We start from the raw sequence: 21,780 nt of genomic DNA, 5'->3' as shown, positions 1-21,780 counted from the left end.
GGGTCGCAGCGCTCTCGGTGCGCGACCAACTGAAGGCCCTCGAGCTCGTCAGCTGAGGGGCAGCCGGGCATGCGCCCGGAGAAAAGTTCGGGTAGCTTAACTTTGCATGGAGCCCGCGGTGACGCCGACCGTCGAACGGGCCGGATCGCCGAAGCCGGTCCGGCCGCTCGCGTGGCTGTGGGGCCCCGCCTTCGTCGCGGCCATCGCCTACGTCGACCCGGGCAACGTGGCGGCCAACCTGACCGCGGGCGCACGCTTCGGCTACCTGCTGGTGTGGGTGCTCGTCGCGGCCAACGTCATGGCGATGCTGGTGCAGTACCTGAGCGCCAAGTCGGGCCTGGTCACGGGCCGCAGCCTGCCGGGCCTGCTCGGTGACCGACTCCCGCGCGGCCGACGCATCGCCTACTGGGCCCAGGCCGAGGCCGTCGCCCTGGCCACCGACCTCGCCGAGGTGCTCGGCGGGGCGATCGCGCTGAAGATCCTGTTCGGGATCCCGCTCGTCTGGGGCGGGCTGATCGTCGGCGTGGTGTCGATGCTGATCCTGGCCGTCCAGACCCGCAGCGGCCAGCGCCCCTTCGAGCTCACCGTGATGGGCCTCCTCCTCGTCATCACCATCGGGTTCACCGCCGGCCTGTTCGTCAGCGACGTCTCTTGGCCCGAGACGGCCAACGGCCTCGTGCCGCGCTTCGACGGATCGGAGTCGGTGCTGCTCGCGGCGTCCATGCTCGGTGCCACCGTGATGCCGCACGCCATCTACGTGCACTCGGCCCTGGCCCGCGACCGCCACGGCCACCGGCCCGACGAGCTGCCGCGCATCCTGCAGGCCACGCGTTGGGACGTGGGGCTGTCGATGCTCGTCGCCGGGGCGGTCAACATCGCCATGCTCCTGCTCGCCGCCGCCAGCCTCCAGGGCGTCGCGGGCACCGACTCGATCGAGGGTGCCCACGCGGCGATCACCGACGCGCTCGGGCCGGCCTTCGGCGTCCTGTTCGGCATCGGGTTGCTCGCCTCCGGCCTCGCATCGACCTCGGTCGGCTGCTACGCGGGCGCCACGATCATGAACGGCCTCCTCCGCATCACGGTCCCGCTCGTGGTCCGGCGCGCCGTCACGCTGGTCCCCGCGCTCGCGATCCTCGCCGCGGGGGTCAACCCGACGACCGCGCTGGTGCTCAGCCAGGTGTTCCTCAGCCTCGGCATCCCGTTCGCGCTCATCCCGCTGGTGCGGATCACCAGCGACCGCACCCTGATGGGCCGCCACGTCAACGGCCGCCCCCTTCAGGTCACGGCGTGGGTCGTGATCGCGCTCGTCATCGCCCTGAACCTTGCCCTCGTGGGGCTCACCGTGCTGGGCTGGGGTTGATGCCACACGTCGACGACCTCACCCCGATCGCCCAGGACTACCTCAAGGTCATCTGGTCTGCGGTCGAGTGGGGCGACCCGCCGATCACCACGAAGGGCATCGCCGCGCGGCTCGGCACCACGCAGGCCAACGTCTCCGACACCGTGAAGCGGCTGGCCGCGCAGGGACTGATCACCTACGCGCCCTACAAGCCGGTCGCGCTCACAGAGCTCGGAGAGGAGCTCGCCCGCGCGATGGTGCGCCGCCACCGGCTCATCGAGACCTTCCTCACCGAGGTGCTGGGCTACGGCTGGGAGGAGGTCCACGACGACGCCGAGCTCCTCGAGCACGCGTCCTCCGAGGGCTTCCTCGCCCGGGTCGACGTCCACCTCGGGCACCCGCGGCGTGATCCGCACGGCGACGCGATCCCCGGGCCCGACGGGTCCTGGACCCGCCTCATCGCCCCCCTCCTCGCCGACGCCGGGCCCGGCACGCACACCGTCGCACGCGTGGCCGACACCGACCCCGAACAGCTGGCCCGCCTCAGCGACCTGGGGGTCGTCCCCGGGGTAGCGCTCACCGTCGACGACGAGGGTGCCGTCCGTTCGGGCGGCGGCGTGCTCGCGCTCGACGCCGACGACCACGCGGCCATCCGGGTCCTGCCCGAGGGGCCGCGGTTCGCGTGGGGCGAGGCCGACGCCGCCACCCTGCTGGCCGACCTGGCGGGTGAGCCGGTCGCCATCGAGCACCTGTGCCCGGCCTGTGGGTCCGACCGGCACGGACGCCCCGTGCTGCGGTTGGCCGACGGGTCACGTCCGGCCGTGTCGATCGCCCACGCGGGCGAGCTGACCCTCGTGGGTCTCGCGCAGTCCGGGCGGCTGGGCGTCGACCTCGAGGAGGCCGGCTCCGCACCGCCGCCGGGGACGGCGTCCCTCGTCGACTGGGTGCGTGCCGAGGCCTACCTCAAGGCGTCCGGGGAGGGACTGCGCGGAGACGCAGCCAGCGCGCCCCGAGGGACGCGCTGGCATGGTCTGGACCTGGGCCCCGGCCTGGTGGCCGCCTGGTGCTGGTTGGCCTGAACCTCAGCTGTCGGCCGAGGGGGCGCTGGCCGGGCTGTCGTAGCTGGCCGGGCTGTCGGCCACGACCTTCTTGACCGGGGGCTTGACCACGGTCTTGGCGGTCGTCGTGGTCTGCTTCTTCGCGACCGGCTTGGCCGGGGTGTTCGCCGACGGCGCGGAGGCGGGCGAGTTCGCCGAGACCGTCGAGGCGACGGACGCCACCGAGGCGGTGGTCGGGGCGGACTGGGCGCTCAGGGTCATGGTGCCCTGGAGCGGGGCAGCGGCGGCGCGGGGCTCGACGGTGATGGCCGGCCGGTTCATCGGCTGCTGCGCCTGCTGGTCGGCGTTCGCGAGGGCGAAACCGCCGAACATCGCGGCACCGAGCACGCCGCCGATGGTGAAGGTGGTGAGCGTCTTACCCATGGTCATTCTCCGATCCCCCAGCAATTCTTCGTTTCGTTGACAACATCAATACTCGGGGCCGTTCGTGAGGGGAGCCCTTGCCTGAGCATGAGAATTCCCTCATCTTCGGTAACAGTGTTTCCCCTAGAGTTCGGGGCATGCCCCGGCTCGACCTCGAAGCGCACCGACGCCACCTCCTCGACCACGGCGACGAGCTGGTCCGGCAGGTGCTGACCGGCACCCCCGACGCCGACCTGCCCGGGCTCGAGGTGCACACCGACGCCATCCACTACCGGGCCGGCCGCGACGTCACCGTCGGCTACCAGGTGGTCCTGGAGCAGGACGCCGTCCGCCAGGAGGAGTACCTCCTCGCCACCACCGCCGACGTCACCGGCGAGGTTGCCACGCTCGACAGCGAGCAGTTCGGGTTCCGCGTCTGGCGACACCCCCACGACCCGGTCCTCGCCTCCGCCCCCGAGGCGTTCTCCCCGGACGCCGTGGCGGGTTGGCTGGCCACGGCCGGGTTGGCGTCCGGTGAGGTGGCGCTGACCGCGGTCGCGTACCGGCCGATGCGGCGCGCCGTGCTGCGCGCGGACGTCGACGGCGGGCGCTGGTTCGTGAAGCTGCAGCGGCCCAAGCGGCACCTGGAGTACCTGGAACGGATGGCGCTGCTCGCCCCGGCCGGGGTGACCCCGCCGGTGGTCGCCGTGCCCGCCGAGGGGGTCACGATCACCGCGGCGGCCGAGGGTGTCTCGCTCGCTCAGGCGCTGGCGGCGTGGTCGATGCAGGGGGCGGTGGAGCCGGACCCGGCCTCGCTGTTGGAACTCCTCGGACGCCTGCCCGGCGGGGTGCGCACCCTGCCGCCGCAGCGGGGGCACGATGTGCGCCTCCGGATGGCGCTGGAGACCGCGGCGGTCGAGCTGCCGGGGCGGGCGTCCGAGATCGCCGACCTGGGGGAGCGGCTGCTGGCCGCCGACGCGCGTGCCGAGCTCGGCCCCGTCGTCGCCACCCACGGGGACTTCTACGAGGCCAACATCTTCACCGTCGACGGGCGGGCGACCTCGGTGATCGACATCGAGTCGGCCGGGCCGGGCCACCTCGTCGACGACCTGGCCACGCTCATGGCGCACCTGGTCGTGCTGCCCGACCTGTCGGCGGTGCACTACGCGCAGCTGCCCGGGCTCATCGACCGCTGGTACGCCGCGTTCTGCGACGTCGTCGACGGCCCCACCCTGCGTGCTCGCACAGCCGGGCTCATCCTCGGCCTGATGTCCGGCGCGGGCGAGGCCCAGGCGTCCGCACGTCTGGACCGCGCACTGGCCTGGGCGCCGAGGGCTTGAGTTTTCAGCGCCGAGGGCTTGGGTTACCAGCGCCGAGGGCTTGGGTTCCTCAGAGGCGTCGCCACAGCGACGCCACGGCCTGGCCGCCGCCGATGCACATGGACGCCAGCCCCCACTCGAGGTCGTTCTTCCGGATGTTCTCGATCGTGCGCATCGAGATGATCGCGCCGGTCGCGCCGATCGGATGGCCCCACGCGATGGCGCCGCCAAGCGGGTTGACCTTGGCGGGGTCGAGGTCGAGGTCGCGGGCCACCGGGAGGGCCTGCGCCGCGAAGGCCTCGTTGATCTCGTACCAGCCGATGTCGTCCTTGGACAGGCCGTTGCGCTCCAGGATCTTCTCGATGGCCGGCTTCGGGGCGTAGCCCATGATCCCGGGCTCGATGCCGACCTTGGTGAAGTCGACGAGCTCGGCGAGCGGGGTCAGCCCGCGCTCCTTGGCCACCGACAGCCGCGTCAGCACTAGCATGGCCGCGCCGTCGTTGATGCCGGACGCGTTGCCCGCTGTCACCGTGCCGTCCTTCTTGAAGACCGGCCGCATCCCGGCCAGCTTCTCCAGGGTCAGGCCTGCGCGGGGGTGCTCGTCGGCGTCCACGACCACATCGCCGCGGCGCGACGAGATCGTGACGGGGGTGATCTCGGCGGCCACCGCCCCGGACGCCAGCGCCTCCTGCGCGCGGCGCTGCGACTCGAGCGCGAACTCGTCCTGCGCCTCGCGGGACACGTCGAACCGCTCGGCCACGTTCTCGGCGGTGATGCCCATGGCCTCGCCCGAGAAGGGGTCGGTGATGAGCACGTTGGTGCCGTCCACGACGGTGCGGTTGCCCAGCGTCACGCCCGAGCGGGCCGAGAAGTCCATGAACGGCTGCGCCGACATGTTCTCGGTGCCGCCGGCCACGACGATGTCGGCTTCGCCGACCATCAGCTCCTGGGCGGCCAGGCCGATCGCCTGCATCGCCGAGCCGCAGAGGCGGTTGACGGTCATCGCCGTCGACTCCTCGGGGGCGCCGGCCTCGATCGAGACGCGGCGGCTGATGTAGGCGTCCGTGCCGGTCGAGCCGACACAGCCGATGATCCACTCCTGGGCGTCCTCCGGGGTGAGGCCGGCGCGCTCGAGCGCGGCCTTGGCCGCGGTTGCGCCCAGCACGTGCGCGGGCACCGACGCCAGCGCCTTGCCGAAGCTGCCCACCGGCGTGCGGGCGCAGCCCACCACCACGATCGGGTCGTCGGTCTTCTTCATGTCTTCTCCTCGTGAAACTCAAGCCCTCGGCGGTCAGTAGGCCGTCCAGGCCCCATCGATCGGGTACGACGTGCCGCTCATGGACGCCGAGGCCGGGCCGGTCAGGAACAGCACCAGTTCGGCCACCTCCTCGGGCTCGATGAGCCGCTTCACGTGCGAGCGGGTGAGCATGATCTTCTCGATGACCTCGTCCTCGGAGATGCCATGCGTGCGGGCCTGGTCGGCGATCTGCTTCTCGACCAGAGGCGTCCGGACGTAGGCGGGGTTGACGGTCACGGACGTGACGCCGTGCGGAGCCCCCTCCAGCGCGACCACCTTCGAGAGCCCCTCGAGGCCGTGCTTGGCGGTCACGTAGGCGGACTTGTACTCCGAGGCGCGCAGGCCGTGGGCCGACGACAAATTGACGATGCGCCCCCAGCCGTTGGCGTACATGTGGGGTACCGACTGCCGGATCAGGTACCACGGCGCGTGCAGCATGACGCGCATGATCAACTCGAACTTCTCGACCGGGAACTCCTGTATCGGCGACACCGTCTGGATGCCCGCCACGTTGACCAGGATGTCGACGTCGGTCGGCAGTTCGGCGATGGCGTCGTAGTCGGACAGGTCGCACGGGACCGGCTCGATGCCGTCCACCTCGGCGGCCAGAGCGGCCAGGCCGTCGGCGTTGATGTCCACGGCGAGCACGTGCGCGCCGGCCTGGGCGAACTTGATCGCGGCCTCGCGGCCGATGCCGGACGCCGCGCCCGTGACGAGCGCACGGCGTCCGTCGTGGTAGTTCGGATAGGTGCTCATGCTGACTCCTGCAGGTCGACGGTGAAGCTCGGTTCGGTCTTGTCCCGAACCTCATCCTCGCTCACGCCCGGTGCCAGCTGCCGCAGCACCAGCGCGCCGTCGACGACGTCGAACACGGCCAGGTCGGTGATGATGCGGTCGACCACGCCGACGCCGGTCAGCGGCAGGCTGCACTGCTCGACGATCTTGGGCTTGCCGTACTTGTCCACGTGGTCGGTCATCACGATGACGCGGCGGGTGCCGGCGACCAGGTCCATCGCGCCGCCCATGCCCTTCACGAGCTTGCCGGGGATCTGCCAGTTCGCCAGGTCGCCGTTGCCGGCCACCTGCATCGCGCCCAGGATCGCCGCGGCCATCTTGCCGCCGCGGATCATCCCGAACGACGTCGCCGAGTCGAAGATCGCCGCACCCGGCAGCAGCGTCACCGTCTGCTTGCCGGCGTTGATCAGGTCGGCGTCCTCGTCGCCCTCGTACGGGAACGGCCCCATGCCCAGGATGCCGTTCTCGCTCTGCAGGTGCACGGTCACGCCCGCGGGCAGGTTGTTCGCGACCAGGGTCGGCATGCCGATGCCCAGGTTCACGTAGTCGCCGTCGGCGAGCTCGGAGGCCGCGATGGCGGCCATCTCGTCGCGGGTCCAGCCCATGTCAGGCCTCCTTCTGGTCGGAGGAGCCGGGGCGCGGGCGCACCGTCCGCTGCTCGATGTCGGTGGGGGAGATCGCACGGGTCACGTGGGTCACGTACACGCCGGGGGTGTGCACGGCGTCCGGGTCGATCGCGCCCGGCTCGACGATGTTCTCGGCCTGCACGAACGTGACCTCGCCGCACATGGCGACGACCGGGTTGAAGTTGCGCGCCGTGCGGCGGTAGACGAGGTTGCCGGTGGTGTCGGCGGTGTGGGCGTGCACGAGCGCGATGTCGGCGACGATGCCCCGCTCGAGCACGTAGGTGCGGCCGTCGAAGTCGGCGGTCGGCTTGCCCTCGGCGACCTCGGTGCCGACACCGGTGGCGGTGTAGAACGCCGGGATGCCGGACCCGCCCGCTCGCAGGCGCTCGGCCAGCGTGCCCTGCGGCACGAACTCCACGTCCAGCTCGCCGCTGATGAACTGCTGCATGAACAGGTTGTTCTCGCCGACGTAGCTCGCCAGCACCTTGCTGATCTGGTTGTTCTCCAGCAGCAGGCCCAGCCCCTTGCCGTCGATGCCCAGGTTGTTGGAGACGATCGTGAGGTCCTTGACCCCGGAGTCGCGCACGACCTTGATCAGGTCGGTGGGGATCCCGCACAGCCCGAAGCCGCCGACGGCGAGGGTCATCCCGTCGCGGAGCCTCTCGGTGAGCGCGGGAGCGATGTCCTCGATGACTTTGCTCATGCGTCCAACCGTAGGGTCGGGCGCCACGGGTGTGCCACGGTCAGGCGTCCAGTCTGACAGTCAGCACATTGTGTGGTTCTACAATCCGGACGCCGCGGGTTCGGGTGCGCCCAACTCGGCCACCCAGAGCGCGCCCACCAGGTCGTCGGGATCATCGAGGTCGGCGCCCGTCAGCTCGCCGAACCGGCCGAGACGGTGCCGGACGGTGTTGACGTGCACGTGCAGCGCCTCCGCCGCGCGCGGGATGCTGCGCCCCGCCGCGAACCACGCCCGCAGTGTGCCGAGGATCTCGGCGGCGTAGGCCGGTTCCGACTCCAACGGCGTCAGGAACCGCTCCGCGTAGTGGCGCCAGACATCCGGGCGGGACGCGGCGGCGAGGCGCCAGCCCAGGTCGTCGATCCCCTGCGCGCCCGTGCGGTCCAGGCGCCGGGCAAGCGCGAGGGCCTGTTGCGCCACCCGGTCCGAGCGGGGCAGGTCGTCGAGGCGTCCGAACGGGCCGATGCCGACCGGCACGTCGTCGACGGAGGGGGTGGTGGCCACCAACCCCAGGCACTGCCCGCCGTCGACCACGACCACCGCGCGGGCCGTGGGGGTCGACCCGGACGCCTCGAGCCGGCGGCGCAGGGACTCCGAACCCGCGGCGTCCGGGATGTCGGCCCGGATGGCTGCGTAGGCGGCGGTCGGGTTCAGCGTGCTGTGCGCCTCGGCCGGCGCCTCGCCGGCGAGCAGGGAACGCACGGTGGCGGCCCGCCGGTGGACGTCGCGCAGGGCCGCGTCGACCTCGAGCGCGTGGTACTCCGTGATGATGCGGGTGGTGAACGCGTCTGCGACGCCCCACATCAGCCGGACGCCACCCACCGTCGCCTCGGCGGGCAGGCCCAGCGTGACGGCGAGGTCGACGAACCGCTCGTGGATGAGCGCGATCGAGATCCGGAACCCGCGCACGATCTCCTCCACGGGCACCCCGGCCTCGAAGCGCTCCCGGGCGGTCTGGGCGGCCCCGTCCAGCTGGGCCGGGTGGGGGACCGTGCCGGAGCGCAGGGCGTCCATGGCCGTGTCGAGGTTGCGGCGCACGGCCGCGGTCAGCGCCTCGTGCGAGATCGAGGCGTAGGAGTCGAGTTCGGCGTAGATCTGCGCGCAGGTGGCCTCGGCGAGTTCGGGCAGGGACGCCCCGAGCGGGGCCAGCACGGCGCCCAGGTCGGGGTGCTCGGGCGCGCTCATGGGGCCATCGTAAATGTCGGCGGCGTTGGCCATGCTGGGGGCATGGACGAGAAGGACATCCTGGCCCGCTACCTCCGGGCTGCCCGCGAGGGGCTGGTCTGGAAGACCGAGGGGCTGTCGGAGCGTGACCTGCGGCTGCCGCGCACGTCCACCGGCACGAGCCTGCTGGGCCTGGTCAAGCACTGCGCCGGGGTCGAGGCGGAGTACTTCGGGGCGTGCCTGGGCCGCGAGCACGGCATCACGTTCCCCGCCTACGACTTCGAGGACGACCCCAACGGCGACCTCTACGCGACGGCCGACGAGACGGCGGCTGCTGGTCCACGTGCTGTACGACGTCTCCCGCCAGGCGGGGCAGGCCGACATCCTGCGTGAGGCCATCGACGGCGCGACCGGCATGGCGCCGAGCCTCAGCAACGTGTGGGAGCCCGAGGGTGGCTGGCCCGCCCATGTCGCGAAGCTCCAGGGCATCGCGGACGCGTTCAGCGAATCCTGATGCCGTAGATGTTGCGGTCGTAGGACGCCACGACGAGCATGTCGCCGAACACGGACGGGGTGGCCTCGACGTTCTTGCCCAGGCTGACGGTGGAGATGTCCTCGCCGGTCTCGGGGTCGAACAGGTGCATCACGCCCTCGGAGTCGGCCAGCACGCCGTAGAGGCGGCCATCGGTCGAGGTGACCAGCGTCGGCGAGCTCCACGAGTAGTTGCCCAGGTGCCGGCGCCACACGACCTCGCCGGTGGCCTTGTCCAGCGCCACGAGGTCGCCCTCGCGCGGGGCCGTGGTGCGGGAGATGTTGAAGATCACCAGGTCGGCGATCGGCCCCTTGCCGAGCACGGGCGTCGCCAGCACGCCGCCGTTGATGCCGGTGTAGTAGGCCGGGATGTCGTACTGCCACAGCTGCTTGCCGGTCATCGCGTCGATCTTGCGGACGTTCGTGACCAGGTCGCCCGTGGCCTGCTTGCGGGCGTCGACCTCATTGCCCGTGTAGAGGAACACGCCCTGCGGGGTTTCCTCGAGCACGAGCGAGGCGTCGGTGTCGTCCTCGACCTCGCGCATCCACAGCATCTCGAGGGTGGTGGCGTCCCAGGCGAAGAGCTTGCCCTCGTTGTCGGCGGCGAACATCAGGTTGCGGTAGGCCACGGCCGAGTTCTCGATGCCGTACTTCTCGTTGCCGGGCGCCGTGTACCGCAGCCGCGTCACCTCGGGGTCGACGGTGACCTTCTTCGCCTCCGGGTCATAGGAGCTGTTCAGCTTGACCTTGTAGATGAGCCCGTTCTCGGCCGGGGCCATCAGCGTGTCGGTCTGGGCGTCCACCAGCGCGGAGGAGTCGAACGCCCCCCAGTCCTGGCGCGGGGCGGCGGGGTCGAGGCCGGCGATGTGCCAGACCTCCTTGTTCTGGATCAGGTCGAACACCCGGTACCGCCACGGGCCGATCGTGCCGTTGGTGTCGTTGAGGCCCTGTCCGGCGTACAGCAGCGGGTAGCCACGGGGGTCGACGGACGCCGTGCCCTTGAATCCCCAGCCCACCTCGATGGCCGGCTTGGTCGGCTCGCCGGTCTTGAGGTCGAGCCGGTGGATCTTGCCCTCGAAGACGGGGTAGATCACCTCGACGAAGTTGTCGTCGTCGACGTACTTCGCGTCCAGCCCCATGGCCACCTTGGTCTCGCGTGGCCACTGGACGAGCAGCGGCTGGCCGGTCCAGCCGGCGCCGGGCCAGTAGGAGCCCTCGCCGCGGATCTCGCCGATCTGCCTGGTCCACGCCACCTCGAGCTGCTGCTCGGTCACCTGCGCGGCGCCCCAAGCGCCCCCGGTGCGGTGGTTGTTCCCCCGGAACGTCAGCACGCCCGGGATCTGGTTGTAGGTCTCGGGGTCGCCGAAGACGACCTGCTCGCGGCTGGAGTAGCCGGTCGGCTCGCCGTGCTCGTCGACGACCGACCACGAGAAGGTGCCGGCGGAGTCGGTCATGTTGCGCTCGAAGACGTTGGCCTCGCCCGTCCCGCGCGGCGGGAGGTAGCCCGGCAGCTCGGAGAGCCGGATGGCTGCCGGGTCGGCGTTCGGCGTCCGGGCCTGCGTGGCGGCCGCGGTCGGCTTGTTGGGCCGCTCGCCGGTGCGGACGGTCTCGGTGGAGCACGCGGCGACGCCGACGAGGGTGGCCAGGGCGAGCCCCGCGGCTGCCAGCCGTCGCGCGTGCACCATTCTCGTCTCCATCCGTGTCCTGGGGTCGGGCCGCACCCAGCCTACTCGCGCCGTCCCCGCCGTCGGTGGAGGGGCGCGGTACCGAAATGTGAGACGTCATTTGTCATGAAGTGAATTCTTGATCTACGGTTCAACCATCTGTTCCAGGGCTTCGGCCCACCAGGCAAGGAAATCTCCCTCGATGACCGGACACGCGGACGCCCGCCAGCCCCACACCGCACGCCTCGCGTGCGGCATGTGTGTTGCTGCCTGTCCGTGTTGTTGTCGCGCCTGACGCCTGCCGTCGTGAGCCGTCGCTGACGGCCCCGGCACCCGGGACGCCCCGCGTCCCACTCCCGCGCTGACCCGCAATCACCCGTCGCCGCCTTTTCGGCACCCGTGAATTGTCGGCCATTTCCCCATGCCCTTTTCCGTGGCATTCCTGCACCTTCGTGCGCCCATTTCCCGACCCCATTCACACCCGCCAGGAGAACACCATGATCCTCACCGGACTCGCGCTGGGCATCGCGCTCGGCTTCGTCTTCCAACGGGGGCGCTTCTGCGTCACCGGCGCCTTCCGCGACGTGTGGCTCTCGGGCTCGACCCGTTGGCTCACCGCCTTCGGCCTCGCCATCGCCGTGCAGGCCGTCATCGTCCAGTTCCTGCTCGGCGCGGGCCTCATCCAGGCCAACGTCCCGCAGGTCGCCTGGCTCGGCGTCGCCGGTGGCTCGTTCCTGTTCGGCATCGGCATCGTGCTCGCCGGCGGCTGCGCCACCGGCACCTACTACCGCTCCGGCGAGGGCCTCATCGGCTCGTGGATCGCGCTCATCTTCTACGCCCTGCTCGCGCAGGTCATGAAGTACGGCGCCCTGAAGCCGGTCAACGACGCAGCGCGCGCCGACAAGTCGGAGCTGACCACGATCCACGGCTCGCTGGGCATCAGCCCGTGGTTCCTCGTCGCGATCCTCGTGGCCGTCGTGGCCTGGGCGATCACCCGCCAGCGCCAGCAGCGCGTCGCCACCCTCGCCTCCACCGGCAAGCGCACCGGCCTGGCCCACCTGCTGTTCGAGAAGCCGTGGAGCCCCTACGCCAGCGCCATCGCCGTCGGCTCCCTGGCCGCCCTGGCCTACCCGCTGAGCAACGCCACCGGCCGCAACGCCGGCCTGGGCATCACCACCCCGAGCGCCAACATCGTGGACTTCCTCGCCACCGGCAACGTCGAGCGCATCGACTGGGGCGTCCTGTTCGTTCTCGGCCTCATCCCCGGCTCCTACATCGCCGCCAAGCTGTCCGGCGAGTTCCGCCTCCGCGCCCCCGACGCCCGCACCGCGGTCCGCGCCATCGGCGGCGGCTCCCTGATGGGCATCGGCGCGGCGATCGCCGGCGGCTGCACCATCGGCAACGCGCTCGTCCAGACCGCGCTGTTCGGCTACCAGGGCTGGCTCGCGTTCCTGTTCACCTTCCTCGGTGTCGGGGTCGCCGCCCGCTTCTTCATCCAGACCCACCGCCGCGAGGGCGCCGCCCCCGTGCTCGTGCCGCAGCCCGCGGCGTCCCGTTGAGAAAGGAACCTCCCATGGGATTCTTCGACCGCTTCCGCAACCCCGCCACCACCCTCGTGCAGTCGCCCGTCAGCCCCGACCTGGACGCCGTCACCCCCGTCGCCACCCTCGAGGGCGGACGCCGCTACCAGCTCAACACGGTCGGGCAGGTCTGCCCGTTCCCCCTGGTGGAGGCCAAGCAGGCGATCAAGCAGCTCGAGCCCGGTGATGAGCTCGTCATCGACTTCGACTGCACCCAGGCCACCGACTCGATCCCGCACTGGGCGGCCGCCGCCGGCTACCCGGTGACGAACTTCGAGCAGGTGGGCGACGCCTCCTGGACGATCACGGTCCAGAAGGCCTGAACCACGGCGCCGACACCCACCCCCACACCCCGCAGGACCTGGGAGGGGGCGTCGCCCGGGTGCACGCCACGCACACCGGCCGACGTCCCTCCCCGAACGAACACCACTCGCACAACCAGACAAGGAACCCTCCCATGACGAACTACTTCTCCGACGCCACCGCCCTCATCGGCCGCACCCCCCTGGTGCGCATCAACCGCCTCTTCGGCGACTCCAAGGCCGACGTCTACGCCAAGCTCGAGTTCTACAACCCCGCCAACTCGGTCAAGGACCGCATCGGCGTCGCCATCGTGGACGCGGCCGAGGCCTCCGGCGAGCTCAAGCCCGGCGGCACGATCGTCGAGGGCACGTCCGGCAACACCGGCATCGCGCTCGCCTTCGTCGGCGCGGCCCGCGGCTACAAGGTGATCCTCGCGATGCCCGAGACCATGTCCAAGGAGCGCCGCGCCCTGCTGCGCGCCTTCGGCGCCGAGCTCGTCCTGACCCCCGGCCCCGAGGGCATGCGCGGCGCGGTGGCGAAGGCCGAGGAGATCGCCGCCGCCACCGAGGGCGCGGTCCTGGCCCGCCAGTTCGCCAACCCGGCCAACGTGGCGGTGCACAAGGAGACCACCGCCGAGGAGATCTGGGCCGACACCGACGGCCAGGTCGACATCGTCGTGGCCGGCGTGGGCACCGGCGGCACCATCAGCGGCGTCGGCCAGGTGCTCAAGGAGCGCAAGCCCGAGGTGCGCATCGTCGCCGTCGAGCCGAAGGAGTCCCCGATCCTGTCGGGCGGCCAGCCCGGCCCGCACAAGATCCAGGGCATCGGGGCCAACTTCATCCCCGAGATCCTCGACCGCTCGGTGATCGACGAGGTCCTGCCGCAGGACTCCGAGACCGCCGTCGAGTGGGCCCGTCGCGCCGCCCGCGAGGAGGGCCTGCTCGTCGGCATCAGCTCGGGCGCGGCGCTGGCCTCGGCCGGTGAACTCGCCGCCCGCGAGGAGAACGCCGGCAAGACGATCGTCGTGGTGATCCCGAGCTTCGGCGAGCGCTACCTGTCGTCGGTCCTGTACGCGGACCTGCTCGACTGAGCCGACGGGGGCGGGGCTAGCATCACCCCGGTGACCAGCCCCGCCCCCACCGCCGCCGCCCGGCTGACGCCGGCGGTGCGCATGGGGCTGTCGATCGCCGTCGCGGTCGGCCTCTACGGCATCTCGTTCGGGGCGCTGGCCGTCGCGGCCGGCCTGTCGGTCTGGCAGGCGGTCGCGCTCAGCGCGCTGATGTTCACCGGCGGCTCCCAGTTCGCCTTCATCGGCGTCATCTCCGGCGGGGGATCGCTCGCCGCCGCCACCACGGCCGCCTCGCTGTTGGGCCTGCGCAACGCCGTGTACGGGGTCCAGATCAACGCACTCCTGCGGCCCCGCCGGGCGATCCGCCCCTTGCAGGCCCACCTCACCATCGACGAGTCGACCGCCACGGCGGTCGCGCAGGTCACCACCGATGAGCGCCGCCGCGGCTTCTGGGCGGCCGGCATCGGCGTCTGGACCCTCTGGAACCTCTTCACCCTGCTCGGCGCCCTCGCCGGCGAGCGCCTCGGTGACCCGCAGGCCTGGGGGCTCGACGGCGCGGCGGTCGCCGCGTTCCTCGGCCTCCTCTGGCCCCGGCTCACCAGCGGGGACGCCCACGCCATCGCCATCGCCGCAGCCTTCGTGACGCTGGTCGCGGTCCCGTTCGTGCCGGCCGGCATCCCGATCATCCTCGCTGCGGTCGTCTCCGGGGCGATGGCCGTCGCCCAACACCGGAGGGACGCGTGACCGACCTCTGGATCTGGGTGCTGGCTGCCTGCGGCATCGCCTACGCCACCAAGCTCGCCGGGTACCTCGTGCCCGACAGCCTGCTCGACCGCCCGTGGGTCGCGACGGTCAGCGCGGGCATGACCGTCGGGCTCCTCACCAGCCTCGTGCTCGTCAACACGGTCGTCACGGGCACGGCCCTCGTGCTGGACGCCCGCCTCGCGGCCCTCGGGGCTGCTGCGGTCGCGCTGTGGCTGCGCGCCCCGTACCTCGTGGTCGTCGTCGTGGGCGCCATCGCCGCCGCGCTGGCCCGGCTGGCCGGGTTCTGAGCCCGGGCGCTCAGGCCGCCTCGGCGTCCGGCCAGGACACCTCGAGCCAGGGCGACCGCGGGTCGGAGAGCAACCGGGCCACGACCTGGGCGAACACCACGTGCCGCACGTCGTCGGGGCGCCCGCAGGACTGCTCGCCGGCCAGGAACGACTCGGCGAACGAGCCCCACGAGCCGTGCAGCCCGATCAGCAGGTCGGTCAGGGGCGCGGCGGCGGCGAGGGCCTCGGCGCGGGTCCAGTAGCCGACGCCCGCGGCCACGGTGGCGACGTGCAGGCACTCGGCGGCGAGCAGGGTGGCGCAGCTGGCCGAGCGGGGGGCGAGCGAGTGCGCGAGTGCCGAGCGGGTGGTGACGAACGTCTCGGCGCTGACGGCGTCGGTGACGTCGAACTCGTGGTCGAGGGCGGTGCGCCAGCGGCCGACCGGGCCCGGTAGCGCCATCAGCTGGAGCAGGGGCGCGCGACGGCCCTCGCGGGTGGCGGTGGCGAGCTCGAGGCCGACCCGCTCGCGGAAGGGTGCGGCGCACGCGACGGCGAAGCGCTCGGCCCCGGTGGCGCGCATCAGCTCGAGTTCGGCGGCGGAGTGGGCGGACGCCTCGGCGTGCAGGCGGCGGGCGCGGGCGGCGCGGAGCTCGGCGGCGCGGGAGGTGCTCCCGAGGGTCACGAGGTCGGCGACGGCGGCGAGGGTGACGATCGGGGTGCGACGAAGGGGGGGCGTCGTGGTCATGCCCTGATCCTGTGCCCGCCACCCGGGTGCGGGCATCCGACCGCGGGGGGAACCGGGGTGGCCATCGGGATGACCCTGACCCCCGCCGGCCCCGACGAAAGTCGACCCTAGGCGACCGGGGCGCGGTGCTGTCGCTCGTCGACCACGGCCAGCACGAGGGCCGCGAGGACGAACAGCGTGATGGCGAGGTAGGCGCCGGTGAACGCGGTGGTCCAGCCGAGCGGGACCAGCCCGAAGAACACGCCCACCACCATGGCGTTGCCCAGGGCAGCGCCGATGCGCTCGACGGTCTGCTTGATGCCGCCGGCCGTGCCGCCGTGCTCGGCCGGGACGTCCTGCATCGACAGGGTCTGGTTCGCCGACCCGAAGGCGCCCATCGCGAAGCCGTTCAGGGTGAGGGTCGCCGCCAGCACCCACCACGGGACGCCCAGCGGCTGCAGCAGCGCGACGCCCAGGCTGAGCAGCACGCCGAGCGCCATCAGCCCGAGCATCCACACGATCAGGGGGCGGCCGCGGTCCATGACGTAGCGCACCGACCACACCGACGAGAACGCGCTCACGACGGCGTTCGGGAGTCCGACCAGGCCGACGGCGATCGCGGCGACGCCCAGCCCGTTCTGCAGGAACAGCGCCAGCACGGCGAACGAACTGGCCACGCCGAGGAACATCGTCCCGGACACCAGCATCCCGTTGCGGAACGAGCGGTAGCCGAACAGCCCCATGTCCACCATCGGCGCCCCGCCGCGGGCGGCGTAGCGGCGCTCCCAGCGCACCCAGAGCCAGACCAGCACCGGCGCGGCGGGCAGCAGCCACCAGGCCCACGCGGCGTGGGCCATGAAGGGGTACATCAGCGCCAGGATGGCCAGCGTCAGCAGCACCGTCCCGACGGGGTCGAGGTCGAGCCGTCCGGACGCCGCGGGCCCGCCCCCGGCGCGCGCCAGCCGCCGCTTGCGCTCGGTCTCGAAGGGGAACCAAGCGAGCGCGAGGATGATCGCGAGCAGGCCGATCGGGATGTAGATGAAGAAGGCCCAGCGCCAGCCGTTCTCGGGGCCGAGCGCCTCGATGATCGCGCCGGTCAGTACCGGCCCGACCGCCACGGACGCCGAGATCACCAGCCCGAACATGGCGAACGCCTTGGCACGCCCCTGGCCCCAGAAGTACTGCTGGATCATGCCCGTGACCTGCGGCGAGAAGATGCCCGCCCCGATGCCCTGCACGATCCGGCCGACGTTGAGCAGGAACGGCGTGGGCGCCAGCCCGCACGCCAGCGAGGCCGCCACGAACAGGACCAGGCCGACCACGAACCACGTGCCCCGACCGAGCACGTCGCCGGCGCGTCCGGCGGGGATGAGCGAGACGCCCAGCGCCAGCGCGTACCCCGACAGGATCCACTGCACGTCGGTCGGGGTGGCGTCCAGCCCCAGCTCGATCGTGGGCAGCGCCACGTTGACCGCCGAGAGTGCCATCAGCGACATCGCCAGCGGCAGGAGCACGACGGACAGGACCTTCATGCGGTGGAAGGTCCGGTCGGTGCCCTCGACGCGGATGATGTTGGGGTCGGTCACCGGGCCGTTCTATCACCCGGGCACCCACATTCCCAGTCCGGCGTGGCAACCGTCTCAGGGGCGTGCCACAACGGGGAACGCGTTCAGGGGACCAGGGGCAGCACAGCGACCGCGGCCAGCCCGACGACGACGGCGACCGTGAACGAGGCCAGCGTGCCGATGATGAACCGCTCGCTGGCGCCGCCGGCCTGCTGCAGCTCGGGGTAGCGGCCCAGGCCCTTGACCGCGACCACGACCGCGATCAGCTCGGGGCGGCCGGCGATGATCGCCCCGGTGATCGCGACGCGTTCGAGGACACCGACCCACAGCCCGCCGCGCAGCAGCGGCCGCGAGGGCTTCGGCGTGCTGGCCAGGATCGGGACGAGGCGACCCGTGGCGTCCCGCTCGTACTCGGGGAGAATCACGTCGGGCACGCGCGCCCAGCGCAGGACCAGGACCGACACGCCCCAACCCCCCAGCACCGAGAGGGCGAGCGCGCCGACGACGACCAGGGTGGTCAGGAGCAGCGTCATGGGGCCTCCGCACGCTCGAGGAGTCGGACGAGCACAGGGTAGACCGCGCGCTCGACGGCGATGGCCGAGGCGGCCAGGGCCTGCGACACGTTCTGCGGCGAGACGCCAAGGGTCTCGGCGGCGGCGCGCTGGGTGGGGGCGGCGTCCACCGCGTCGACGACCGCCCACTGCCGGTCGGTGCGGCGGCGGAGGAGGGTGCCGATCAGGCCGGCCACCGCCTCGACGTCGGCCGCCACATCGGGGTGGGACGCCGACACCACGGCGACCCGCACCTCGCCGGTGCCCTTGGCGCGGTCGACCGCGGCGCGGGCGTCGAGCAGGGCCTGCCCGCGCGCCGCCCGCACCGAGTCGGGCAGCGGGGTCTCCACTGGCCCGATGCCCAGGCCGACCGACCAGTTCCCGTCGCGGAGCACCACGAGCAGCGCCGCGAGCACGGCGTCGGGGTCGTCGAGCAGCCCCTGCACCTCGTCGCCGACCGTGCGCTCGAACGGCAGCACGGTCGGGACGGGGGCGAGGCCGTCCAGCAGGGCGGGGACGAGGTCCTCACCCGTCCGCGAGCGGTGCTGGTCGATCGTCAGGGCGAACACGCATCAAGGTTAAGAGATTGACTTGCTGAGATCAACCTCTGAATGTTGATCCGACCAACCGGCCTCACCCCAGCGGCTGGCGTCCGATCGTGCCGACCAGCGAGTCGCGGTAGGCGCTCGACCCGAGCCGGGCGACGGACTCCTCCGCGGCCTCGCGGCGCGCGTCGATGTCGAGCCGTTCGGCCGCCTCGGCGTTCGCCGGCTCGGCCAGGAAGTCGGCCAGTCCGAGCGCCGCGCGGTGCGCCTGGCGGAGCTCCTCGGTGCGCTTGGCGTCGAGGCGGGCGGCGTACCAGTCGCTGGCGAGCACCGACTCGCGGGTGAACTGCACCCGGAACTGCGGCGAGTCCAGGGTGAGTCCGTCCGCTGTCGAGCCGTTCGCCATGATCTCGAGCAGCCCGCGCAGGGGCGGCACGGCGTCCGCGATCGTGCCGTCGGCGATGTACGCCTGCGCGACCCGCTCGTGCGTGCGCACGATCGTGGCCATGGACTCGGCGAAGGTGTCGAGGTCCTGCCGCTCCGGCGCGAGCATCTCGGGGGTGAACACCGCATCGGGGTGCAGGAAGATGCGCCCGAAGTAGGTGATCGCGAAGGCCTCGTTCATGCGGTAGCCGAGCCGCGAGGCCCGGACGACCTCGCCGCGGTGCTCGAAGTCCTCCAGCTTCTCGAGGTAGCCGCCCTCGATGAGCGTGGACGCCGACCGCTCGTCGTCCTTCATCCGGCTGAACAGCTCGGGGACGAGCATCGAGAAGTCGTGGTCGATGCGCACCTTGGGCCCGATCGTGCCGGCCGAGGACAGCCAGCCGTCGTACCCGGTCAGCACGAACGACAGGAACGCCGCGTTGAGGTCGTAGACCGCGGGCAGCGCGTTGAACGGCCCCTTGGTCATCGCGCCCTCCGAGCCCGCGCCCGTCGTCGAGGGCGACTTGCCGGTCATCGAGCTGATGAACTCCATGAAGAGCTCGGGCAGCTCCATGTAGTGCAGCGGGTTGTAGGTGCACAGCGGCGGGACGCCCGGCTCGGCGGCGTTGTTGCGCCGGCCCGCGGCGACGATGTCGACCGGGGCCGGGCAGGGCTCGTCGAGCGGCACCTGCTGGAACAGGTGCAGCGCGATGTCGGCCGTCGCCGTGGCCTCGGGCCGCGACAGGTCGGGGCGGACCTGCAGGTAGCGGGGGTTCTTCGAGGGCTTGCCGTCGACCAGGCGCGGCTCGGAGGAGGCCACGAAGTAGTCGGGGTGCTCGTCGGCCTCCGACTCGGCGACGTACTCGACCAGGTCGGCCATCGGCTCGGTGTAGAGCGAGAACGACTGCACGTCCTCGACCATCGCCCGGGCGTCGTCGCGCGTCAGCGGCTGGAAGTTCGAGATGAACGTGCCCGGCTGGGCCATGTCGAGCTCGGTCTGCTTGTCGTACCCGCGGTGGATGGCGTCGTCGGGCCGCTGGAACAGCAGGCGCTCGCAGTTGGCGACCACCTTGCGCGACAGGCCGGACGCCGTGGCGTCGGCGTGCGGGACGCTCGCGCCGGGCACGACCGTGGACGCCGTGATGTCGTCCTCGGACTGGACCTTGACCGCGGCCGAGAAGTCCGGGCGCAGGGAGAACAGCCGCCAGGAGCCGTCGGCCTCGAAGCCGACCCGCAGGTAGTTCGCGACGATCGGGTCGCCGTCCAGGCGCAACGAGTTGCCCTCGCGCCCGTTGATGGTGCGCACGCTGAAGTGGCTGCGCCAGTCGTCGCCCCACTCGGGCCGGTGGTAGCGCTTGACCGTGAAGAGGAGCTCCTTCACGTGGTCGGGGATCGTGCGCAGGTACTCGTTGTGCCCGTCGGAGAAGCTTGGCGAGGGGGTCATCAGCTTGATGACCGAGCCGAGCGAGCGCTCCGGCGACAGGATCGGCCGGTGGTCGCAGCCGTTGCGGTCCGGGTCGGCGAAGCGGTGGCTGTAGTCGCCGTCGACGAGGCGCTGGACGTGGTCCATGTCCTCGGTCAGGTTCGACACCCAGATCGACCCGAACTGGAAGGCGTCCAGGATCGACTTGCTGATCTCGGACTTGCCGCCGCCCGACACGGTGGCCGGCTTGTGGCAGTGGGTGGGCTCGGGAGAGGTGCCCACGAGGTGCCACTGCGTCCGGTCCGTCTCGCGGTGCTTGGCGTGGACGCGGTAGCCGTTCGGCAGCAGGTAGGTCTGCCCGGCGCTGAGCGGGATCGACGCCTCGCCGTCGGGACCCGCCCAGGTGACCGTGCGGTTGCCCAGCGAGAAGCTCGCCCCGGCCGGGACGAGGACCAGGTGGTCCCACTCGGCGTGCTCGGCATGGCCCTCGCGCTGGGGCAGCCACGCCTCGGGGTCGCGGGCGACCACGTCGGCAACGGTGTGGGACGCCGGGGTGCGGTCGTCGGTCCACTCGCGGCCGAGGTTGTAGGCGGGGAACACGACGGCGCCGCCGGCGTGCTCCTCCTCGGCGTTGCCCAGCAGGTTGGCGGAGTAGGAGATCTGGGTCTTGACCTCCTTCTTGCAGTAGCCGAAGTAGTTGTCGGCGATCACGGTGGCGATGACGCCGCGGGCGTCGCGCAGGCACAGCTTGAACGCCTGGCCGCCGTTGTAGCGCTCGTCCTCCGACTCCCAGCACTGGCCGTCGCGCTTCTGGCGCTCGGTGGCCTCGGAGACGTGGGGCAGGCCCAGTTCCTTCTTGGTGAGGGCGACCAGGTGGGGCGCGAGGACGACCAGGCCGGTGTGGCCGGTCCAGTGCTCGGGGTCGAGGGAGGCGTCGTGCTCGGGCAGGTAGGGGTCGCCGCCGTTGCCGAAGATCGACTCGACGAAGTCGAGGTTGGCGACCATGCCGCCGGGCACGATGAAGCGCACCTCGAGGCTGCGGTCGGGGGTGACCCCCTCGACGGCCGGCACGACCAGGGGCCGCAGCAGCAGCGAGACGAAGCACTCGGCGGGCCGGTCGGAGGTGGAGGACCAGGGCAGGCGGAGGGCGTCCGTGGGCGGGGTGAAGGCGGCCGCGAAGATGCGGGAGGCGACGTCGCGGTCGACGGCGATCTTGTCGTCGGGGATGGGCAGGCCGCCCTCGGCGATGTGGAACACGCCCGCGGTCGTGCGGCGGTCGTTGGCCGGGTTGTGCAGCACGCCGTTGACGAGGCGGTAGCTCGACAGCAGGTCGGAGGAGAACTCGTCGGCGTCGACCGGCAGGCTCAGCTGTCGGGCCAGGCCGGGCTGGTCGAGCACGAGGGTGCGTCGCGGCAGGTCGACGGACGCCGCGGCCCCGGCCAGGTAGTCGTCCAGGAAGTCCTGGATGCGCTGGTCGGTGGGGGAGAGGCGGTCGGACAGCCGACGGGACATCTCGCGCTGGCGGGCCAGGAGCGGGGCGATGGTGGTGTCGGAGGTGAAGTCGTCCGCGTCGACCATGGGCTGGCCGATGAGGGCGAGGCGGAGGTTGATGGCTGCAGTGGAAGCGTCCAT

General features: G+C 71.8%; 20 protein-coding genes and 1 pseudogene. 9 read left to right on the top strand and 12 right to left on the bottom strand.

Annotated features, from left to right (window positions below; all coding sequences use genetic code 11):
• Positions 1–106: 106 nt before the first annotated feature.
• A complete protein-coding gene (locus J4N02_RS15305) occupies positions 107–1,360 on the top strand; it encodes an Nramp family divalent metal transporter (RefSeq protein WP_188333495.1) in 1,254 nt (417 codons plus the stop codon).
• Positions 1,360–2,418 carry an iron dependent repressor, metal binding and dimerization domain protein gene (locus J4N02_RS15300; protein WP_188333494.1) on the top strand — a complete coding sequence of 353 codons (1,059 nt, stop codon included), beginning with the start codon at positions 1,360–1,362 and terminating at the stop codon, positions 2,416–2,418. The genes J4N02_RS15305 and J4N02_RS15300 overlap by 1 nt, the downstream gene beginning before the upstream one ends.
• 3 nt (positions 2,419–2,421) lie before the next feature.
• Here the strand turns inward: J4N02_RS15300 and J4N02_RS15295 are convergent, their stop codons facing one another.
• Positions 2,422–2,826, bottom strand: coding sequence for a hypothetical protein (locus J4N02_RS15295; RefSeq protein WP_188333493.1), 405 nt, complete (start codon positions 2,824–2,826; stop codon positions 2,422–2,424).
• Positions 2,827–2,957: 131 nt separating this feature from the next.
• On the opposite strand from J4N02_RS15295, the gene J4N02_RS15290 reads away from it, so the two are divergent.
• Positions 2,958–4,139: an aminoglycoside phosphotransferase family protein gene (locus tag J4N02_RS15290; RefSeq protein WP_182814814.1), complete on the top strand. Its 1,182-nt coding sequence runs from the start codon at positions 2,958–2,960 to the stop codon at positions 4,137–4,139.
• Between the two features lie 49 nt (positions 4,140–4,188).
• On the opposite strand, the gene J4N02_RS15285 is transcribed toward J4N02_RS15290, so the two are convergent.
• The 5 genes from J4N02_RS15285 to J4N02_RS15265 all read right to left on the bottom strand — a co-directional run bounded on the left by J4N02_RS15285 (position 4,189) and on the right by J4N02_RS15265 (position 8,760).
• Complete coding sequence (locus J4N02_RS15285; RefSeq protein WP_188333492.1) at positions 4,189–5,376, bottom strand: thiolase family protein; 1,188 nt, start codon at positions 5,374–5,376, stop codon at positions 4,189–4,191.
• A gap of 33 nt (positions 5,377–5,409) precedes the next feature.
• Positions 5,410–6,171, bottom strand: a complete 762-nt coding sequence (locus J4N02_RS15280) for a 3-hydroxybutyrate dehydrogenase (protein WP_188333491.1) — start codon at positions 6,169–6,171, stop codon at positions 5,410–5,412.
• A complete protein-coding gene (locus J4N02_RS15275) occupies positions 6,168–6,815 on the bottom strand; it encodes a CoA transferase subunit B (RefSeq protein ID WP_188333490.1) in 648 nt (215 codons plus the stop codon). Before J4N02_RS15275 ends, J4N02_RS15280 begins: the two co-directional genes overlap by 4 nt.
• A gap of 1 nt (position 6,816) precedes the next feature.
• Positions 6,817–7,539: a CoA transferase subunit A gene (locus J4N02_RS15270; RefSeq protein WP_188333489.1), complete on the bottom strand. Its 723-nt coding sequence runs from the start codon at positions 7,537–7,539 to the stop codon at positions 6,817–6,819.
• Between the two features lie 78 nt (positions 7,540–7,617).
• Positions 7,618–8,760 carry a CdaR family transcriptional regulator gene (locus J4N02_RS15265; RefSeq protein ID WP_188333488.1) on the bottom strand — a complete coding sequence of 381 codons (1,143 nt, stop codon included), beginning with the start codon at positions 8,758–8,760 and terminating at the stop codon, positions 7,618–7,620.
• A 42-nt stretch (positions 8,761–8,802) separates the two neighbouring features.
• Between J4N02_RS15265 and J4N02_RS17495 the strand changes: the two are divergent.
• A pseudogene (locus tag J4N02_RS17495) lies at positions 8,803–9,253 on the top strand (DUF664 domain-containing protein).
• Here J4N02_RS17495 and J4N02_RS15255 read toward each other — a convergent pair.
• Positions 9,240–10,955 (bottom strand): PQQ-binding-like beta-propeller repeat protein, encoded by a 1,716-nt coding sequence (locus J4N02_RS15255; protein ID WP_188333487.1) that lies wholly within the window; start codon positions 10,953–10,955, stop codon positions 9,240–9,242. The pseudogene J4N02_RS17495 and the gene J4N02_RS15255 overlap by 14 nt on opposite strands.
• A 476-nt stretch (positions 10,956–11,431) precedes the next feature.
• Here J4N02_RS15255 and J4N02_RS15250 point away from each other — a divergent pair, with 476 nt between their 5' ends.
• The 5 genes from J4N02_RS15250 to J4N02_RS15230 all read left to right on the top strand — a co-directional run bounded on the left by J4N02_RS15250 (position 11,432) and on the right by J4N02_RS15230 (position 14,938).
• Positions 11,432–12,493, top strand: a complete 1,062-nt coding sequence (locus J4N02_RS15250) for a YeeE/YedE family protein (RefSeq protein WP_182814820.1) — start codon at positions 11,432–11,434, stop codon at positions 12,491–12,493.
• A 14-nt stretch (positions 12,494–12,507) separates the two neighbouring features.
• Positions 12,508–12,837 carry a sulfurtransferase TusA family protein gene (locus J4N02_RS15245; RefSeq protein WP_188333486.1) on the top strand — a complete coding sequence of 110 codons (330 nt, stop codon included), beginning with the start codon at positions 12,508–12,510 and terminating at the stop codon, positions 12,835–12,837.
• Between the two features lie 134 nt (positions 12,838–12,971).
• Positions 12,972–13,907 (top strand): cysteine synthase A, encoded by a 936-nt coding sequence (gene cysK, locus J4N02_RS15240; protein ID WP_188333485.1) that lies wholly within the window; start codon positions 12,972–12,974, stop codon positions 13,905–13,907.
• 30 nt (positions 13,908–13,937) lie between these two features.
• Positions 13,938–14,630 (top strand): AzlC family ABC transporter permease, encoded by a 693-nt coding sequence (locus J4N02_RS15235; RefSeq protein WP_243760820.1) that lies wholly within the window; start codon positions 13,938–13,940, stop codon positions 14,628–14,630.
• Positions 14,627–14,938, top strand: a complete 312-nt coding sequence (locus J4N02_RS15230) for an AzlD domain-containing protein (protein ID WP_182818113.1) — start codon at positions 14,627–14,629, stop codon at positions 14,936–14,938. The genes J4N02_RS15235 and J4N02_RS15230 overlap by 4 nt, the downstream gene beginning before the upstream one ends.
• A gap of 10 nt (positions 14,939–14,948) precedes the next feature.
• Here J4N02_RS15230 and J4N02_RS15225 read toward each other — a convergent pair whose 3' ends face one another.
• The 5 genes from J4N02_RS15225 to J4N02_RS15205 all read right to left on the bottom strand — a co-directional run bounded on the left by J4N02_RS15225 (position 14,949) and on the right by J4N02_RS15205 (position 21,780).
• The gene (locus J4N02_RS15225) at positions 14,949–15,662 is read right to left on the bottom strand and encodes a DUF1266 domain-containing protein (protein WP_188333484.1); all 714 of its coding nucleotides are present in this window, start codon (positions 15,660–15,662) and stop codon (positions 14,949–14,951) included.
• A 107-nt stretch (positions 15,663–15,769) separates the two neighbouring features.
• Positions 15,770–17,227 (bottom strand): MFS transporter, encoded by a 1,458-nt coding sequence (locus tag J4N02_RS15220; RefSeq protein ID WP_243760819.1) that lies wholly within the window; start codon positions 17,225–17,227, stop codon positions 15,770–15,772.
• A gap of 83 nt (positions 17,228–17,310) precedes the next feature.
• The gene (locus tag J4N02_RS15215) at positions 17,311–17,739 is read right to left on the bottom strand and encodes a hypothetical protein (RefSeq protein WP_188333483.1); all 429 of its coding nucleotides are present in this window, start codon (positions 17,737–17,739) and stop codon (positions 17,311–17,313) included.
• On the bottom strand, positions 17,736–18,326 hold the full coding sequence (locus tag J4N02_RS15210; protein ID WP_188333482.1) for a hypothetical protein: 591 nt from the start codon (positions 18,324–18,326) through the stop codon (positions 17,736–17,738). Before J4N02_RS15210 ends, J4N02_RS15215 begins: the two co-directional genes overlap by 4 nt.
• A gap of 64 nt (positions 18,327–18,390) precedes the next feature.
• Positions 18,391–21,780, bottom strand: coding sequence for a hypothetical protein (locus J4N02_RS15205; protein ID WP_208091011.1), 3,390 nt, complete (start codon positions 21,778–21,780; stop codon positions 18,391–18,393).

The sequence above is a fragment of the Propioniciclava sp. MC1595 genome, assembly GCF_017569205.1.
In the GTDB taxonomy this organism is placed as follows: domain Bacteria; phylum Actinomycetota; class Actinomycetes; order Propionibacteriales; family Propionibacteriaceae; genus Propioniciclava.
Note: the sequence above shows the minus strand (reverse complement) of the source record. Positions and strands in the feature narration are given on the sequence as shown.

Coding starts and splice junctions, on each gene's coding strand:
- J4N02_RS15305 (WP_188333495.1), top strand. CDS start 107: ATGGAGCCCGCGGTGACGCCGACCGTCGAACGGGCCGGATCGCCGAAG.
- J4N02_RS15300 (WP_188333494.1), top strand. CDS start 1,360: ATGCCACACGTCGACGACCTCACCCCGATCGCCCAGGACTACCTCAAG.
- J4N02_RS15295 (WP_188333493.1), bottom strand. CDS start 2,826: ATGACCATGGGTAAGACGCTCACCACCTTCACCATCGGCGGCGTGCTC.
- J4N02_RS15290 (WP_182814814.1), top strand. CDS start 2,958: ATGCCCCGGCTCGACCTCGAAGCGCACCGACGCCACCTCCTCGACCAC.
- J4N02_RS15285 (WP_188333492.1), bottom strand. CDS start 5,376: ATGAAGAAGACCGACGACCCGATCGTGGTGGTGGGCTGCGCCCGCACG.
- J4N02_RS15280 (WP_188333491.1), bottom strand. CDS start 6,171: ATGAGCACCTATCCGAACTACCACGACGGACGCCGTGCGCTCGTCACG.
- J4N02_RS15275 (WP_188333490.1), bottom strand. CDS start 6,815: ATGGGCTGGACCCGCGACGAGATGGCCGCCATCGCGGCCTCCGAGCTC.
- J4N02_RS15270 (WP_188333489.1), bottom strand. CDS start 7,539: ATGAGCAAAGTCATCGAGGACATCGCTCCCGCGCTCACCGAGAGGCTC.
- J4N02_RS15265 (WP_188333488.1), bottom strand. CDS start 8,760: ATGAGCGCGCCCGAGCACCCCGACCTGGGCGCCGTGCTGGCCCCGCTC.
- J4N02_RS15255 (WP_188333487.1), bottom strand. CDS start 10,955: ATGGTGCACGCGCGACGGCTGGCAGCCGCGGGGCTCGCCCTGGCCACC.
- J4N02_RS15250 (WP_182814820.1), top strand. CDS start 11,432: ATGATCCTCACCGGACTCGCGCTGGGCATCGCGCTCGGCTTCGTCTTC.
- J4N02_RS15245 (WP_188333486.1), top strand. CDS start 12,508: ATGGGATTCTTCGACCGCTTCCGCAACCCCGCCACCACCCTCGTGCAG.
- cysK (WP_188333485.1), top strand. CDS start 12,972: ATGACGAACTACTTCTCCGACGCCACCGCCCTCATCGGCCGCACCCCC.
- J4N02_RS15225 (WP_188333484.1), bottom strand. CDS start 15,662: ATGACCACGACGCCCCCCCTTCGTCGCACCCCGATCGTCACCCTCGCC.
- J4N02_RS15215 (WP_188333483.1), bottom strand. CDS start 17,739: ATGACGCTGCTCCTGACCACCCTGGTCGTCGTCGGCGCGCTCGCCCTC.
- J4N02_RS15205 (WP_208091011.1), bottom strand. CDS start 21,780: ATGGACGCTTCCACTGCAGCCATCAACCTCCGCCTCGCCCTCATCGGC.